This is a genomic window from Novosphingobium sp. (genome assembly GCF_040398825.1).
Classification (GTDB): domain Bacteria; phylum Pseudomonadota; class Alphaproteobacteria; order Sphingomonadales; family Sphingomonadaceae; genus Novosphingobium.
This window is the reverse complement of the sequence record NZ_JBBATI010000010.1, coordinates 87,240-102,608: the sequence shown is the minus strand read 5'-3', so window position 1 is coordinate 102,608 and position 15,369 is coordinate 87,240. Positions and strand designations below refer to the sequence as shown.

The following is a 15,369-nucleotide window of genomic DNA, read 5'->3' as shown; positions in this document are numbered from 1 at the left end:
CCTCCTCGGAGCCCAACGCAATGTGTGAATCTGCTAGCCCCTGAGGGGGGAGGGGCTCGCAGGGGTCCGACCAACTCTAACCGAGGCGCGCCGCGCGTTCGGCCAGCCGCGCCACTGCGGCCGCGTGGATTGCGGGTGCGGTCACCAGCAGGCCGAACGCGCGCGGATCGCGCTTGTTGAAATCGAACGGCTTGCCAAACGCATCGCTGACTGCCGCGCCTGCTTCCCGCGCGATCAGGCAGGCGGCGGCGATGTCCCATTCATAGCCCCAGCGCAGCGTCGCCAGCAGATCGGCCTCATCACTGGCGACCATGGCGATGCGCAGCGCGATCGAATTGGGTTTGTCGACCAGGGTCAGGTCGGCATCGACGCGGGGCAGCATATCGGCCGGCACGCGCGCACCGGGCAGGGCGTCGCGGGCGCTGGCGATCAGCGGGAGGCCATTGCGGGTGGCGCCGCGCCCGGCGGTGGCGATCCAGAATTCGCCGCGCGCGGGCGCATCCAGCACGCCGATCAGCGCGCGCCCGGCGCTGACCAGCGCCACCGACACGCACCATCCGCTGCGCGAGGCGACAAAATCGCGCGTGCCATCGACCGGATCGACCACCCAGCACAGCGACCGGTCCAGCCGGTCGGGATGGTCGGCGGTTTCTTCGGACAGCCACCCGGCGCTGGGCAGCAGCGCGCCCAGTTCGTGTTTCAAATAGGCATCGACCGCCAGATCGGCCTCGCTGACCGGGTTGTCGTGCGATTTGTGCCACACTTGCGGCGTGTGGCCATGCCCCGGCCAATGCGCCAGCGCCATCGCCCCGGCGGTGCGCACGATCGCTTCAAGACGGGCATAATCGATCATCGCGACGGCGATGCGGCATGCCGCCAGCCAAAGCAAGTCGCGGTTTTTGCTCCCTCGCCGCGCGATTTACTCATTCGTATGCGGAGCCTTTGATCCTCCAGTTTTGCACTGCGGCATAACGCCCCTTTTCAATGCCGTGGCCGTGTGCTTAAGGCGGCAGGACTCCACTGGTTCGGCGCCTTGCATCGGGCCATCCTCCCATTCGGTCACAGCGGGGAACTGCGCATGAACGTCCATGAATATCAGGCCAAGGAATTGCTCGCCAAATATGGCGTCAGCATTCCGGCAGGCATTGCCGCATTGACGGTTGACGAAGCGGTTGCCGCGGCAAAGCAGTTGCCCGGGCCGCTGTACGTGGTGAAATCGCAGATCCACGCCGGCGGGCGCGGCAAGGGCAAGTTCAAGGAACTGCCTGCCGATGCCAAGGGCGGCGTGCGCCTGGCCAAATCGCTGGACGACGTGGCGCTGCATGCCAGCGAAATGCTGGGCAACACGCTGGTCACCATCCAGACCGGCGACGCGGGCAAGCAGGTCAACCGGCTGTACGTGACCGACGGTGTCGACATCGCCAGGGAATATTACCTTTCGCTGGTGGTTGATCGCGGCACCGGGCGCGTTGCGCTGATCGTTTCGACCGAAGGCGGGATGGATATCGAGGACGTCGCGCACAACACGCCGGAAAAGATTTCGACGATCGTGATCGATCCGGCCACCGGGTTTCAGCCGCACCACGGCCGCGCGGTCGCCTTTGCATTGAAGCTGAAGGGCGATCTGAACAGGCAGGCGCAGATCGTGTCAAAGCAGTTGTACGAGGCGTTTGTCGCGCTCGATTCCGACATGCTGGAAATCAACCCGCTGGTCGAATCCGCCGATGGCAAGCTGCTGGTGCTCGATGCCAAGATGAGCTTTGATTCGAATGCGCTCTATCGCCACCCCGACGTGGTCGCGCTGCGCGATGAAAGCGAAGAAGACCCCGCCGAAATCGAAGCGTCGAAATACGACCTTGCCTACATCAAGCTCGACGGCAACATCGGCTGCATGGTCAATGGTGCGGGCCTGGCCATGGCGACGATGGACATCATCAAGCTGAATGGCGAATTTCCGGCCAATTTCCTTGACGTGGGCGGCGGCGCCACCACCGAAAAGGTCACCGCAGCGTTCAAGATCATTCTGGGTGATCCCGCGGTAAAGGGCATTCTCGTCAACATTTTTGGCGGGATCATGAAATGCGACATCATCGCCGATGGTATCGTTGCCGCCGCACGCGAAGTGAACCTGCAGGTTCCGCTCGTTGTCCGTCTCGAAGGTACCAATGTGCAACAGGGCAAGGATATCCTTGCCAATTCGGGTCTGCCCATCATTCCCGCCAACGACCTTGGCGATGCCGCGCAAAAGATCGTGGCCGAAGTCCGGAAGGTTTCCTGAACCATGTCGATCCTCGTCAACCAGCACACCAAGATCATCACCCAGGGGATGACCGGCAAGACCGGCGCGTTCCACACCCAGGCGGCGCTCGACTATGGCACGCAGATGGTGGCCGGCGTTACCCCGGGCAAGGGCGGCACCAGCCACATCGGCCTGCCGCAGTTTGATACCGTGGCCGAAGCGCGGGCGACGACCGGCGCGACCGCGTCGTGCATCTACGTGCCGCCTCCGGGTGCGGCCGACGCCATTCTGGAAGCGATCGATGCCGGCATGGAATTGATCGTGTGCATTACCGAGGGCATCCCGGTGCTCGACATGGTGCGCGTGAAGCGCGCGCTGATCGGATCGAAATCGCGCCTGATCGGCCCCAACTGTCCCGGCGTGCTGACCCCCAACGAATGCAAGATCGGCATCATGCCCGGCAGCATTTTCAAACAGGGCAGCGTCGGCGTGGTGTCGCGTTCGGGCACGCTGACCTATGAAGCGGTGTTTCAGACGTCGAACATTGGCCTTGGCCAGACCACCGCGGTCGGCATCGGCGGTGACCCGGTCAACGGCACCAACTTTATCGACGTGCTGGAACTGTTTCTGGCCGATGACGCCACCAAATCGATCATCATGATCGGCGAAATCGGCGGCGATGCCGAAGAACAGGCCGCACAGTTCCTGATCGATGAAGCCAAACGCGGCCGCAAAAAGCCGATGGCCGGCTTCATCGCCGGTCGTTCGGCCCCTCCGGGCCGGCGCATGGGCCATGCCGGCGCGATCGTGTCGGGCGGCAAGGGCGATGCCGAAAGCAAGATCGCCGCGATGGAATCCGCCGGCATCCGCGTCAGCCCGTCACCCAGCCTGCTGGGCGAAACGCTGGCTGACGTGCTGAAGGGCTGATTTTACGGGATGGGGCGGGGCATTGTCCCGCCCCCCCGTTACCCGATTTGCGCCAGGAGCAAACCGGTGCCGGCGGCGATCGCCAGCACGCGGATCACCGACCATTTGCGGCCGATGATCAGCCAGGCTGACAGCGCCACGATCACCGCGGCGCGCCAATCGAAACTGGCCCACACCGGAAGGCTGAAGCCGAACCCCCACGGGTGCACCGCGCGGAACAGCAGGTGGAGCGCGAACCAAGCCCCCAGATTGGCGATCACCCCGACAATCGCCGCGGTCACCAGCGTCAGCGCCCCTTTCAGCAGGCGCGCCTGTTCCAGCCGTTCGATCCACGGCGCCAGCGCAAACACCCACAGAAAGCACGGCGCGAACGTCATCCATGTGGTCAGCGCGGCGCCCAGCAGCCCGGCCACCAATGGTGTGAACGGCGCCGGTGCGCGAAACGCCGCCAGATAGCCCACAAACTGCGTGACCATGATCAGCGGCCCGGGGGTGGTTTCGGCCAACCCCAGCCCGTCGGCCATTTCCGGCGCGGTCAGCCAGTGCTGCGCGCCCACCGCCTGCTGCGCCATATAGGCCAGCACCGCATAGGCCCCGCCAAACGTGACCACCGCCAGTTTGGCAAAAAACACGCCGATCTGCCACAGCACATGATGCGGCCCCAGCGCGATGAACACCACCACCATCGGCGCCGCCCACAGCGCACCCCCGATCACCACCGCCCACACCGTCTGGCGCCAGGGTAGCCGCGTGGGCAGCGGCGCCGGCGCTGGCGTACCCAGTGCCAGCAGGCCCGGACGTGTGCGCGCGACCACCCAGCCGATTGCGCCCGCACCGATCACCACCAGCGGAAACGGCAGGTTGAACACGAACAGCGCGACAAACGCCGCCGCCGCTGCCGCCCGTTTGAACCCGGTGTTCAGCGCGCGCCCGGCCAGCCGCAGCACCGCCTGTACGACAATCGCCAGCACCGCCGCCTTGATCCCCAGGAACAGCGCGACGAACCAGCCCAGATGCGCGGCAAAACCATACAGCATCGACAGCGCCAGGATGACCATGGCACCCGGAATCACGAACAACAGCCCTGCGCACAGCCCGCCGCGCACGCCGTGCAGCTTCCACCCGATCCAGATCGCCAGCTGCTGCGCCTCTGGCCCGGGCAGCAGATGGCAGAAATTCAGCGCATGCAGATACTGGTCTTCGCTGATCCAGCCGCGCTGTTCGACCAGTTCGCGGTGCATCAGCGCAATCTGCCCCGCCGGCCCGCCAAAGCTGAGGCACCCGATCCGCGCCGACACCCGCACGAGTTCGGCAAAGTTGGGGTGCGGGGCAGGGGTTTGCACGGGGGAAGTGGCCAAGGTCGACACAAATACCTTTCCGTCGGCGCAAACACCGACATGTGAAAGGCAACGCTTGGGCTGACGCCTGACCGGGAGGTTGCTTGATCCCGATAGTCCTCAGCCTAAGTCAGGTGCGCGTAGAGAGCAACCCGTTTGGCGTAACGGGCATAGGCCCCGCGCGCCGGATTACCGCTGCGCCACCGGCACCGGCGCTGCCGCCGGGGCGACCGGGCCGCCAGGGTAAAAGCGTGTGACCGGCGTGGTCGTGATCAGGCCATAGACCGCCATGCCCGCCGCGCCGGGCCCGGTGCCGGGTTTCAGCGGGACAGCAACGCGCACCGCGGCGAGCGCTGCGGTGGGTGCCGCGCCGAAATTGCGCGCCGGGTTCTGCACCTTGCGCACTTCGATCCAGTTGGTCGATGTCACGATGTCCTGCGCCAGCAGATGCGTGGTCAGATCGACCGCCTGGCGCGCGCGCGCGACTTTCAGCCGGGTTTCGGCCTGCAAGTCTTCGACCGTGTTCACGATCGGCTGGCCCTGCGGGCTGACCGGGTTGATCAGCCCGCTCAGTTCGATCCACAGGTCCGATGGCAGATAACCGCCCGCATAGGGCAGCGCGGCGGCCTGTGCCGGGGTCATCACGTCGCCCGGCCGCACCACGGTGAAAAACGGATTGGTAAAGCGTTCGATCCGCTGTGCCAGCACCACGCCCATGTTGGCCAGCGCGATGGTAAACCCTTCCACCTGGTTGGACAGGGGATAGGGGTCCCAATTGGCGTCGGACAGGATATAGCCGCCCTGCCCATGGCTCAGCGCGCCGCCCTGCACATGAAATTGCATCAATTGCGGCGTGGCCAGTTCCCAGCTGTCGCCGGGCTGGACGCCGGGGCGCACTGCCGGGTTGTGATCGGACGAATTCATCGCGATCATCACGCTGTCGCGCATCGCGGCCCAGGCCGCCCAGGCTGATCCCACACGTTGCGTCGATGCGCGCAGGCTTTCGGGGTCCTGGATGATCCGTTTGGGATCAGCCTCCAGCAGATAACTGCCGCGCACCATGTCGAGCACGCGTGCCGCATCCCAGTTCAGCCAGGGATAGGGCCGGTTGGCCTGCACCGGCGCCGACAGCGGCGTCACGCTGGAATTCATGCCCAGCAGCGCCATGGCGGTGGCCAGGTCGGTCCATTCCAGCAGATTGCGCGAATCCGCCACCAGCAGCGCGGCATTGGCGGTGAACCAGGCATTGGTGCTGACCAGCGCGGCGTCATCGGCGCCAAACGGTTCCAGCGGCTGCAGCCCGGCCGCCTGCAACGCCTGTGCCGCCGGCATGCGTACCCCGCGATAATGCACGTCGCCCTTGCCGACCATTGCGCGGCCGATATCCCCCATCAGCGCCAGATCGCCTTCGCCCAATGACCCCTGGGCGTGCACCACCGGGATCACATCGTGGTTGACCATATCGATCAGCATCTGCGTCAGCGCCGGGCTGGCCGCTTCATACGACATGGCATTGGCGCGGATCGCCATCATCGCGCGGATGGCATCTTCGTGATCGACCTCTGGCCCATAGGACCCGGTCTCCCCGCGCGCAAAATTGGCCAGCTGGCGCGCCTTGATGCCCGGCATGTTGGCGGCCGAGGTCGGATCGCCGGAAAAGATCGTGGTTTCGCGCTGTGATCCCGACCCGCGGTTGAACCAGTACACGCTCAAGCCCTCGGCCGCCGCCTCCAGCAGCAGGCCATAGGCGTCGGCCGAACGTTGGCGTGCGGCGGGCGTCAGCGCAATGGCGGCGCCGTGCCGTGCGATCAGCACCAGCTGTTCGATGGTCAGATCATGGCCGCTGAGCGAAACGGTCTGCGCGGCGGCATCGTGCGCGCAGGCGATGAACGCGTCGGCCGCCGGCGCCTGGGCCACGACGGGCGTGGCCAGCAGCGATGAACACGCCAGGGCCATGATCCGAATCGCGCGCATACCGTCACCCCTTCGCCAGCCGAGCGGCAAGGATTGCCGGGTTTGCGTTATAAAGCCACCCCGGCCTTCAACCCTTCAAACACCGCCTCTTCGGCGGTGCGCGGGGTCAGCGCATCACCGATCACGTGGGTTTCCAGGCCCATCATGCTCAGGTCATCCTCCAGCGTCGCCACGCTGGCGTGGCCGAGGCTGGTGATCAGCGTATCGACATCATCGAACACCATGGCCGCACCGCTGCTGGCGTGCTGGCAATAGACCGTCTGCCCGTCGATCCCGAACAGCCGGGCATAGGGGATGACCTCGACGCCCAGTTCGTGCAACGTGCCCATCCACTGGTCGCGCACATATTGGTGGATGCGCTGCCCGGCCATATAACCATCGACCGCCAGCCGCACGCGGCAGCCCGCGCGCGCCAGCCTTTCGGCAATGCCCATGCCGATCCAGTCCAGGCTCCAGTCGGCGATCAGCACCGATGCGCCGACGTTGACTTCATTGCGCAGCACTTGCCAGGGGTTGACAACCTGGCCGGTGTCGGCGCCTTCGATCATGGCGTGGCGCGGGGTTGCCCCGGTGGCCACCACCACCGCAGCGGGCGCGATTGTCTCGATCAGCGCAGGGGTAACGCGCGTGTTCAGCCGCACGTCCACCCCGGCCAGCGCCATTTCGCGCGCCAGATTGGTGACGATGCCGCCAAATTCGGCGCGCCCCGGCAGCATTTGCGCCAGCAGCGCCTGCCCGCCCAATTGCCGGCCCGCCTCACACAGGATCACCTGGTGCCCGCGTGCGGCCGCGACGGCGGCGGCCTTCATGCCGGCGGGGCCGCCGCCGGCGATCAGGATGCGGCGCGGCAATGCGGCGGGTGTCAGCGTGCCATAGGTCAGTTCGCGCCCGGTTTCGGGGTGCTGGATGCACGATATGGGATAGCCCATGTGGAAATGGCCGATGCAGGCCTGGTTGCAGGCGATGCAGGCGCGGATATCGTCCAGCCGGCCGTCGCGGGCCTTGGCCGGCATCCGGGGGTCACAGATCAGCGCGCGGGTCATGCCCACCATGTCGGCGGCGCCGCTGGCCAGAATGCGTTCGGCATCCTGCGGCTGGTTGATGCGTCCGGCGACAAACACCGGGGTGGTCACGCGCGCCCGGATCGATGCGGACAACGGCGCCAGATACCCGTTGGCGATGGCCATCGGCGGGGCGATGTTGATCGCGCTGCCGATCCCGGCAGAGGTGCCGGCGGTCACGTTGTAATAATCAAACCGGCCATCAAACGCGACCAGCGCGGCCATGACCTCGTCCGCGTTCAGCCCTTCATCATCGCGTTCATCACCGCTGATGCGCAGGCCGACGACGAAGTCCGGGCCGACCTTTGCGCGGATCGCGGTCAGCACCTCGTCCAGGAAGCGCCGCCGTGCGGTATCATCACCGCCATACCCATCGCTGCGCAGATTGACGCGGGGGTTCAGGAACTGCGCGGGCAGGTAGCCGTGGCTGGCCACCACCTCCACCCCGTCCAGCCCGGCGCGTTCCAGCCGCTGCGCGGCATCGGCATAGCCCGCGATCACTTCGGCAATCATCGCCGCCGACATTGGGCGCGGGGTGACATGGAACCGTTCATTCGGCACCGCCGATGGCGCATAGGCGACTGGCAGCGTACCATCCTGGCTCTCCATGATTTCGCGCCCGGGGTGAAACAATTGCCCGAACAGCGCGCAGCCATGGCCATGCACCGCCTCGGCCACACGGGCATAGCCCGGGATGCACGCGTCCGATGTCGCCATCAGCAGATGCGAGGTATAGCGCGCGGTTTCGTGCACGCCGGCCACCTGCATCACGATCAGCCCGGCGCCGCCGGCCGCCCGCGCGCGGTGGTATTCCACCAATGCGTCATTGGGCACAAACGCGGTCGGCAGCGTGGTATCGTGCCCGGTCGACAGGATGCGGTTGCGAATGGTCAGATTGCGGATGGTGATCGGTGAAAACAGCGTGGTCAAAACGGTCATGTCGGCCCCGGTATCATGCAAACGCCGGCAATCCGCCCTCCACCGGGCGATTGCGGCCGGCACCTCCTATCAGCAAGTCATGCTGCACGCCAACCTGCCAACCGGTTCAGCGCGGCAAGGTTGGTGGCCAAGGCACAATCGCCCAGCCCCATCCGGTCAGCAGTCGGGCTTTGCCATCGGGCCAGATGAAGCGGGTCGATTCCGCCGACAGGTTGACCACCACACGAACATGGTCGCGACCCAGATCGCGGGTAAAGGCAAAGACATGGGCATTGTCGGTGGTAATCAGGCGCAGGTTGCCTGGCGCCATCGTGTTGGTCAGCGCGGGGTGCGCGTGTTTCAGCGCCAGCAGGCGGCGGTAGAAGGATGCGCGCGGGAATTTGCCCCACGCGATCGGATCGCGGTCAAAGAATTTCAGCCGTTTGGCATTCGCGTCTTCCTGCCCGGAATAGACCAGCGGCATGCCCGGCAGCGTGGCGGCCAGCACCGCCATCGCATCGGCCGCCGGGCCATACAGCTCCTGATCCGTGCCGTTCCACGCATTTTCATCGTGGTCGCTGGTAAACGTCATGCGCATTGCCCCGGCGGGATAGCGGCGCGGCGGCGCGGTATAGAGCGCGGCCAGGTCGCGTGCATTGGCCTGCCCGCGCGCGATTTTGATCATCAGGTGATACAATGCCCAGTCATAGGTCATGTCAAACGCACGCGTCTGCATTTCGGGCGTATCGGCCTCTGCCAGCAGGAACACCGGTTTCACTTTGTCGAGTTCGGCGCGGGCCTGGTCCCAGAAATCGACCGGCAATGTCCACGCCACATCACAGCGAAAACCATCGATGTCGGCGGCTTTCAGCCAGTATTGCATGGCCGCGATCATGCCCGCGCGCACGTCTGCCCGGCGGTAATCCAGCCCGATTACATCGGCCCAGACTTCCTGATGATGGTCGGACAGGTCGGTGTAATGGTATCCTTCCAGATCGCCCGCGGCATTGCGCAAATACCAATCCGGGTGGCGGGTAACCCACACATTGTCCCACCCGGTGTGGTTGGCGACCCAATCCAGGATCACCCTGAACCCCAGTCGGTGCGCGGTCGCGACCAGGTGGCGGAAATCGTCCAGCGTGCCGAATTCCGGATTGACCGCCAGATAGTCGCTGACCGCGTAAGGGCTGCCCAGCGTGCCTTTGCGTTGCAGGTGGCTGATCGGGTTGATCGGCATGATCCACAGGATATCGACCCCCATCCGGCGCAGGCGCGGCAGGTGCCGTTCAAACGCGCGGAACGTGCCCTGTGGCGTGTACTGCCGCACGTTCACTTCATAGATGGTCGCATGGGTGGACCATGCCGGGTGGTGGACAGCGGTCACGCCGTCCGTTGGCGGTAGCGTGGCCTGCGCCGGCTGCGCCATCACGATGGTCAGCAGGCCCATAAAGCCCACGCCTATCCGCCGCCCAATCCGGATCATCCGTCACACCCCACCGTTGCCGCTGGCGCAACCTAGATCATGGCGCGACGGGGGTCTTTTGGTATTCGTATGCCGACCGCCGGATGTGCGGATTGCACAACCGGCGGCCGCAACGCTGTGTGGCGCCGTATTTGATCGAGCGCCATGCGGTGTCAGTTATGCCCGCCGCCGCCATGGGGCTGGCCACCACCGCCACCACCGCCGCCGCCATGGGGCTGGCCACCGCCGCCGCCGTGTCCGCCACCGCCGCCGCCATGGGGTTGGCCGCCGCCACCGCCACGGTATCCGCCGCCGCCGTGGAAACCGTTGCCGTGGGTGGTATAGGCATGTCCGCCATAGCTGACACGATGGCCCGCATTGCCGCCGTGGCCTGTCCGCCCGGCATAGCCATGACGGGCTGCGCGGGTTGCGTAATGCCCGGCGATCGCGCCAGCGGCGACCCCGCCGACGATAGCCGCAGCGTGGCCTTTGCCCGGGCCTGCGTGGCTGGCGGGATCGGACATGGCGTTGTACCCGCGGTTCGACGGGTTTGCCGGCCCGAACCCGCGGGCATGGCGTGCGGCGGCCAGCTCGTTGGTGGAGGCATAGGCACGCACCCCGCCCGGGCCACCGTTGTAACTCACGCCGTCATAGCCGCGACCCATATACTGTCGGCGGTCGTAGATCGCGTTGACATGCAGGCCGCCGAAATTGTTGGCCGACCGGTTGTAATAGAACGTGCGCCCGTTCCAGTATCCGCCGTCATAGCCATAACCGCCATAGCCATAACCATAGCGGACCCCACCGTAAAATCCGACATCTTCGCCCCAGTACCCGGGGGTAAAGGCATAGACGCCGCCAACCCAGCCCCACCATGGCGGGGTCCACAGCACGCCGATGCGGGGCGGCCGCGCCCACGCACCCGATACCCAGTAATAGTCATAACCGGTGGAATTCCACGCCCAATAGCCCGGCGTCCAGGCATAGCCATAGGCCGGCATCGCCGTTTGCACTTCGTGGCGCAGCCGTGGTGGCGGGCCGGCGCCCTGGGCGATGACCGCCTGCGGTGACGATACGCAGGGCACTGCGCCCATGGTCGGCATCGCTGATGTCGCCAGCGCGATGGCCGCGACAGAGGCGATCTGGCGGCAGAATGTTTGCATGATCACGTGGGCTTGCTCCTGAGCTTTGGCCCCCCAGGATCAATTGTCGCAACAGGCGCCCCCGGACGGGAACGCGCTGCGGCGGTGCTGCCCGCATAGCACCGCGTGATGGGTTCAACAGGTTCGGAATATACCGCCGGCCCGGCAGTGTGATGGCCAGGGGGTGACGGCCATTGTGTGGTGGGCACGGGCATTTTGCAGCCCATGGGCATCTGCGCGCGACGTGCTATTCCAGCGCGATGAACCATCCGATGTTTCCCCATTTTGCAAACGTGTGGGTGCCGCTGGGGCTGGTGCGCGATGTGCCCGCCGGGCGGCCGGTGCCGCATGTGGTGGCGGGCGAACGGGTGGTGCTGTTCCGCGACGCTGATGGCCAGGTGCGCGCCCTGGTGGACCGGTGCCCGCATCGCGGGGTGGCGCTGTCGCTGGGCCGGGTCGATGGCGGGCAGATCGTCTGCCCGTTTCATGGCTGGCGCTTTGACGGGGCGGGGCACTGCCGGCACGTGCCGTGGAACCCCGATGCGCGGCTGCACACGCTGTCGGCCACCGGGCTGCCGCTGCGGGAGGCGGGCGGGCTGATCTGGCTGTTTACCGGGCAAAACCCGGTCGGCGCGCCACAGTTGCCCGATGTGCTGGGGCGCGACGATGTGCGGGTGATGGCGCAAAGCTTTGTGTGGGCGGCGCATTGGACGCGGGTGATGGAAAACATGCTCGACACCCCGCACCTGCCGTTTGTCCATGCGCGCACCATCGGCCGGTCGCTGCGCGGCCGCACCGCGGAAAAAATGACCATGGTGTGGGATGACACCGATTTTGGCGCGCAAGTCACCGCGGTGCGCGGGGATGAACCCCCGCGCGCGGTGCTGCGTTATTATTTTCCCAACATGATGGAACTGGCGATCGATCCGGGCGGGCGGATCATGCGCCTGCTGGCGGTGTGCACCCCGGCCGAGGCCGGGACCACGCGGCTGACCATTTATACGGTGCGCAATTTCTTCAGGGCGCGCCTGTTCGATCCGCTGTTTGCGCGCAGCAATGCCCGCATCGCCGCAGAGGACCAGGCAATCGTCGAAAGCGCGCGACCGTCGCAAGTGCCCCCGCCGGCCGAAGAACGCTCGGTCGCCAGCGATGCGCCCACGCTGGCCTTTCGCAGGATCTGGCTGAACCGGATCATGGCGCTTGGCGATCAGGGTATCCCGAACCTTGCCCCGGTCCCTGACCCCGCGCATGCGGCCAGTGCCACCGCGGGGGATTGAACGATGCCGTCACCAGTTCCGTTGCACGAATTCTGGCACCGCGATGCGGCGGCCAATCTGGCTGCGCTGGGGGTCACCGACAAAGGGTTGACCGCGGATGCGGCGACAGAGCGGCACGCCCGGTTTGGCGGCAATGGCCTGCTCACCACGGCGCAGCGACCGGTGTGGCTTGATCTGGTGCGGCGGCTGGCCAACCCGCTGGTGCTGATCCTGCTGGCGGCATCGGGCGCGGCGGCGGTGACCGGCGATCTGGTCAGCTTTTCGATCATCGTGACGATCGTGGCGTTGTCCACGGTGCTGGATACCGTGCAGGAACGCCGCGCGGCGGCGACCGCGGCGGCGCTGAAACGGTCGATCGCGCTGACCGCCCGCGTGCTGCGCGATGGGGTGTGGGCGGAACATCCGGTCGATGATCTGGTGCCGGGCGATATGGTCAGCCTGTCGGCGGGCGATCTGGTGCCCGCCGATGGTGTGGTGGTGACCGCCAATGCGGTGCAGGTGAACCAGGCCGCGCTGACGGGCGAATCGTTTCCAGTGGAAAAAAATCCTGCTGCCGCCGCCGGTACCGGCATGGCCGATGCTGCCAATCTGTTGTTAAGCGGCAGTTCGGTGATTGGCGGCACCGCGACCATGCTGGTGGTCGAAACCGGTGCGCATACGCGGTTTGGCGCGATTGCCAGTTCACTGGGCGGCAATCCGGAAACCACTGCATTCGAAGTGGGCATTCGCAAGTTTGGCGTGGTGATCGCGCGGTTGACGGTATTTCTGGTGCTGTTCGTGCTGCTGGCGCGGCTGGCGCTGGGGCGGCCGGCGCTGGAATCGTTTCTGTTTGCGATGGCGCTGGCGGTCGGGCTGACGCCGGAACTGCTGCCGATGATCATGACCATCACGCTGGCGCGCGGGGCAAAGCGCATGGCCGCGGCCAAAGTGGTGGTCAAACGGCTGTCATCGATCCACGATCTGGGCCAGATGGACGTGCTGTGCACCGACAAGACCGGCACGCTCACCCAGGCGCAGATCGCCATGGTGGGCCACCCCGGCATCGACGGTACCGACCGCGACCGCGTGTACCAGCTGGCCGTGATCAACGCCGCGTTTGCGCAAGGCATGAAAAGCCCGCTTGATCAGGCGCTGCTGGCGCATGATGCGCCCGGCGTGCCGGCGGGGTGGACCCGGCTGGACGAACGGCCGTTCGATTTTGAACGGCGGCGGGTGTCGGTGCTGGCCGCGCATGGCGACACCCGCGTGATCATCGTCAAGGGCGCACCCGAAGCGGTGCTGGCGCTGTGCACGCAGGTCGAACAGGCGGATGGCAAAGTGGTGCCGATTGATGCGGCGATCACCGCGCAGGCCGCTGCGCTGGTCGCCGCGCGCGCGGCCGAAGGCCTGCGCATGCTGGCGATCGCGTGGAAAGCCGCCGATGGCCTGACCCGCATCGACGGCGCAGACGATCACGCGCTGATCCTGGCCGGCTATTGCGTGTTTATCGATCCGCCCAAACCCAGCGCGCGCGCCGCGCTGACGCGGTTGGCGCATGCCGGGGTGCGGGTCAAACTGGTCACCGGCGATGCCGTGGCGGTGGCACAGCATCTGGCGGGCGAGGTCGGGCTGGCACACGATCACGTGCTGACCGGCGACCAGATCACCCACATGTCGGCCACCGCGCTGATCTATCATGTCAACCGGACCGACCTGTTCGCGCGGGTCAGCCCTGATCAGAAACTGCGCATTGTGCATGCCCTGCGCGCGCGCGGGCATACCGTGGGTTTCATCGGCGATGGCATCAACGATGCGCCGGCGATCCGCGTGGCCGATGTCGGCCTGTCGGTCGATGGTGCCACCGATGTCGCGCGCGAAGCGGCCGACATGATCCTGCTGGCGCCCGATCTGGCGGTGCTGGCCGATGGCATCATCGAAGGCCGGCGGACGTATGCCAACATCATGAAATACCTGCGGATGGGCACCAGTTCCAATTTCGGCAACATGCTGAGCATGGCGGTGGCGTCACTGTTCCTGCCGTTTCTGCCGCTGACCGCTGCGCAAGTGCTGCTGAACAATCTGCTGTACGATATTTCGCAGACCGGCATCCCGTTCGACAATGCCGATCCGCCGCTGCTGCAACGCCCGCACGGCTGGGATATGCGCGCGCTGGTGCGGTTTACCGCCATCATGGGGCCGCTATCGTCGGTGTTCGATCTGGCCACGTTCGGCCTGCTGTTATGGGTGTTTCACGCCGATATACCCACGTTCCGTGCGGCGTGGTTTGTCGAATCGATGGCCACGCAAGTGCTGGTGGTGCTGGTTATCCGCACCAGCGGCCCGGCCTGGCGGTTGCGCCCCGACCGGGTGTTGCTGGCGACGCTGCTGGGCAGCCTGGGGGTGGCGCTGGCGCTGCCGTTCCTGCCGTTTGCCCGGATGCTGGGGTTTGCGCCGCTGGGGCCGGGGCTGAGCGCGGCGATTGTCGGGCTGGTGGTCACTTACCTGGCGCTGGCCGAATGGCTGAAACGCTGGGCACTGCCACGGGCGGAACGGACGCGACCATGATCAGCGCTGGCGCACGGGGCAAAGGCCATGGCCCTTGCCCCGTGCGCCAGCGGATCGATCAGTTGTGCCCGGTGCCGTGATGGCCGCCCTGGTTCCCGTTGTGACCGCCACGGTTGCCGCCGCGATTCTGGAAATGCGGCATGGTCACGCCCTGGCGATAGGTCATGCTGCCGTGCAGCGGCTGGTAATTGCCCTGGCCGCGCGGCGCCTCACGCGCAAAGTGGCCACCATCGCCACGGCGATATTCGCGATCGCCATCACCCCGACGGTAGTAAAACGCGTTGTCATCGCCCCAATAGCCATCATAAACCTGGCCATAATAGCCATCGTAATAGCCGTCATAGGCATAAGGCCCGGAATCATAGCCGATCCCCATGCCAGGGCCATATTCCCCCACACAGGCGGATAGCGGCAGACTGGCGAGCGCCATCAGCGCGGCGGTCATCGATCGTTTCATCATGGTAACTCCTGCAAACAAGCGCCCCGCC

Annotated in this window: 11 protein-coding genes; 4 read left to right on the top strand and 7 right to left on the bottom strand. The window is 65.9% G+C overall.

Features of this window, described 5'->3' with window-relative positions:
• Nucleotides 1-76: 76 nt before the first annotated feature.
• Nucleotides 77-853: a 3'(2'),5'-bisphosphate nucleotidase CysQ gene (locus ABWP89_RS07500; protein WP_353228316.1), complete on the bottom strand. Its 777-nt coding sequence runs from the start codon at nt 851-853 to the stop codon at nt 77-79.
• A 225-nt stretch (nt 854-1,078) separates the two neighbouring features.
• Here ABWP89_RS07500 and sucC point away from each other — a divergent pair, with 225 nt between their 5' ends.
• Both sucC and sucD read left to right on the top strand, forming a co-directional pair.
• On the top strand, nt 1,079-2,278 hold the full coding sequence (gene sucC / locus ABWP89_RS07495) for an ADP-forming succinate--CoA ligase subunit beta (protein WP_353228315.1): 1,200 nt from the start codon (nt 1,079-1,081) through the stop codon (nt 2,276-2,278).
• A 3-nt stretch (nt 2,279-2,281) separates the two neighbouring features.
• Entirely contained in the window at nt 2,282-3,166 is an 885-nt protein-coding gene (gene sucD / locus ABWP89_RS07490) for a succinate--CoA ligase subunit alpha (RefSeq protein WP_353228314.1), read from the top strand.
• 38 nt (nt 3,167-3,204) lie between these two features.
• On the opposite strand, the gene chrA is transcribed toward sucD, so the two are convergent.
• The 5 genes from chrA to ABWP89_RS07465 form a co-directional block, all read right to left on the bottom strand.
• Nucleotides 3,205-4,524, bottom strand: a complete 1,320-nt coding sequence (gene chrA / locus ABWP89_RS07485) for a chromate efflux transporter (protein ID WP_353228313.1) — start codon at nt 4,522-4,524, stop codon at nt 3,205-3,207.
• A 168-nt stretch (nt 4,525-4,692) separates the two neighbouring features.
• Nucleotides 4,693-6,477, bottom strand: a complete 1,785-nt coding sequence (locus ABWP89_RS07480; RefSeq protein ID WP_353228312.1) for an aromatic amino acid ammonia-lyase — start codon at nt 6,475-6,477, stop codon at nt 4,693-4,695.
• A 47-nt stretch (nt 6,478-6,524) separates the two neighbouring features.
• A complete protein-coding gene (locus ABWP89_RS07475) occupies nt 6,525-8,477 on the bottom strand; it encodes an oxidoreductase (protein ID WP_353228310.1) in 1,953 nt (650 codons plus the stop codon).
• Nucleotides 8,478-8,583: 106 nt separating this feature from the next.
• Nucleotides 8,584-9,939, bottom strand: a complete 1,356-nt coding sequence (locus ABWP89_RS07470; protein WP_353228309.1) for an alpha-amylase family glycosyl hydrolase — start codon at nt 9,937-9,939, stop codon at nt 8,584-8,586.
• A gap of 152 nt (nt 9,940-10,091) precedes the next feature.
• Nucleotides 10,092-11,087, bottom strand: coding sequence for a hypothetical protein (locus ABWP89_RS07465; protein WP_353228307.1), 996 nt, complete (start codon nt 11,085-11,087; stop codon nt 10,092-10,094).
• Nucleotides 11,088-11,332: 245 nt separating this feature from the next.
• Here ABWP89_RS07465 and ABWP89_RS07460 point away from each other — a divergent pair, with 245 nt between their 5' ends.
• Both ABWP89_RS07460 and mgtA read left to right on the top strand, forming a co-directional pair.
• Nucleotides 11,333-12,337, top strand: coding sequence for a Rieske 2Fe-2S domain-containing protein (locus ABWP89_RS07460; protein ID WP_353228306.1), 1,005 nt, complete (start codon nt 11,333-11,335; stop codon nt 12,335-12,337).
• A gap of 3 nt (nt 12,338-12,340) precedes the next feature.
• Nucleotides 12,341-14,881, top strand: a complete 2,541-nt coding sequence (gene mgtA, locus ABWP89_RS07455) for a magnesium-translocating P-type ATPase (protein ID WP_353228304.1) — start codon at nt 12,341-12,343, stop codon at nt 14,879-14,881.
• 58 nt (nt 14,882-14,939) lie between these two features.
• Here the strand turns inward: mgtA and ABWP89_RS07450 are convergent, their stop codons facing one another.
• Nucleotides 14,940-15,341 (bottom strand): hypothetical protein, encoded by a 402-nt coding sequence (locus ABWP89_RS07450; RefSeq protein ID WP_353228302.1) that lies wholly within the window; start codon nt 15,339-15,341, stop codon nt 14,940-14,942.
• Between the last annotated feature and the right edge of the window lie 28 nt (nt 15,342-15,369).

Bases quoted from the DNA above. Each gene is read 5' to 3' on its own strand.
- sucC (WP_353228315.1), top strand. From the start codon at position 1,079: ATGAACGTCCATGAATATCAGGCCAAGGAATTGCTCGCCAAATATGGC.
- ABWP89_RS07470 (WP_353228309.1), bottom strand. From the start codon at position 9,939: ATGATCCGGATTGGGCGGCGGATAGGCGTGGGCTTTATGGGCCTGCTG.
- ABWP89_RS07475 (WP_353228310.1), bottom strand. From the start codon at position 8,477: ATGACCGTTTTGACCACGCTGTTTTCACCGATCACCATCCGCAATCTG.
- ABWP89_RS07500 (WP_353228316.1), bottom strand. From the start codon at position 853: ATGATCGATTATGCCCGTCTTGAAGCGATCGTGCGCACCGCCGGGGCG.
- mgtA (WP_353228304.1), top strand. From the start codon at position 12,341: ATGCCGTCACCAGTTCCGTTGCACGAATTCTGGCACCGCGATGCGGCG.
- ABWP89_RS07460 (WP_353228306.1), top strand. From the start codon at position 11,333: ATGTTTCCCCATTTTGCAAACGTGTGGGTGCCGCTGGGGCTGGTGCGC.
- ABWP89_RS07450 (WP_353228302.1), bottom strand. From the start codon at position 15,341: ATGATGAAACGATCGATGACCGCCGCGCTGATGGCGCTCGCCAGTCTG.
- sucD (WP_353228314.1), top strand. From the start codon at position 2,282: ATGTCGATCCTCGTCAACCAGCACACCAAGATCATCACCCAGGGGATG.
- ABWP89_RS07480 (WP_353228312.1), bottom strand. From the start codon at position 6,477: ATGCGCGCGATTCGGATCATGGCCCTGGCGTGTTCATCGCTGCTGGCC.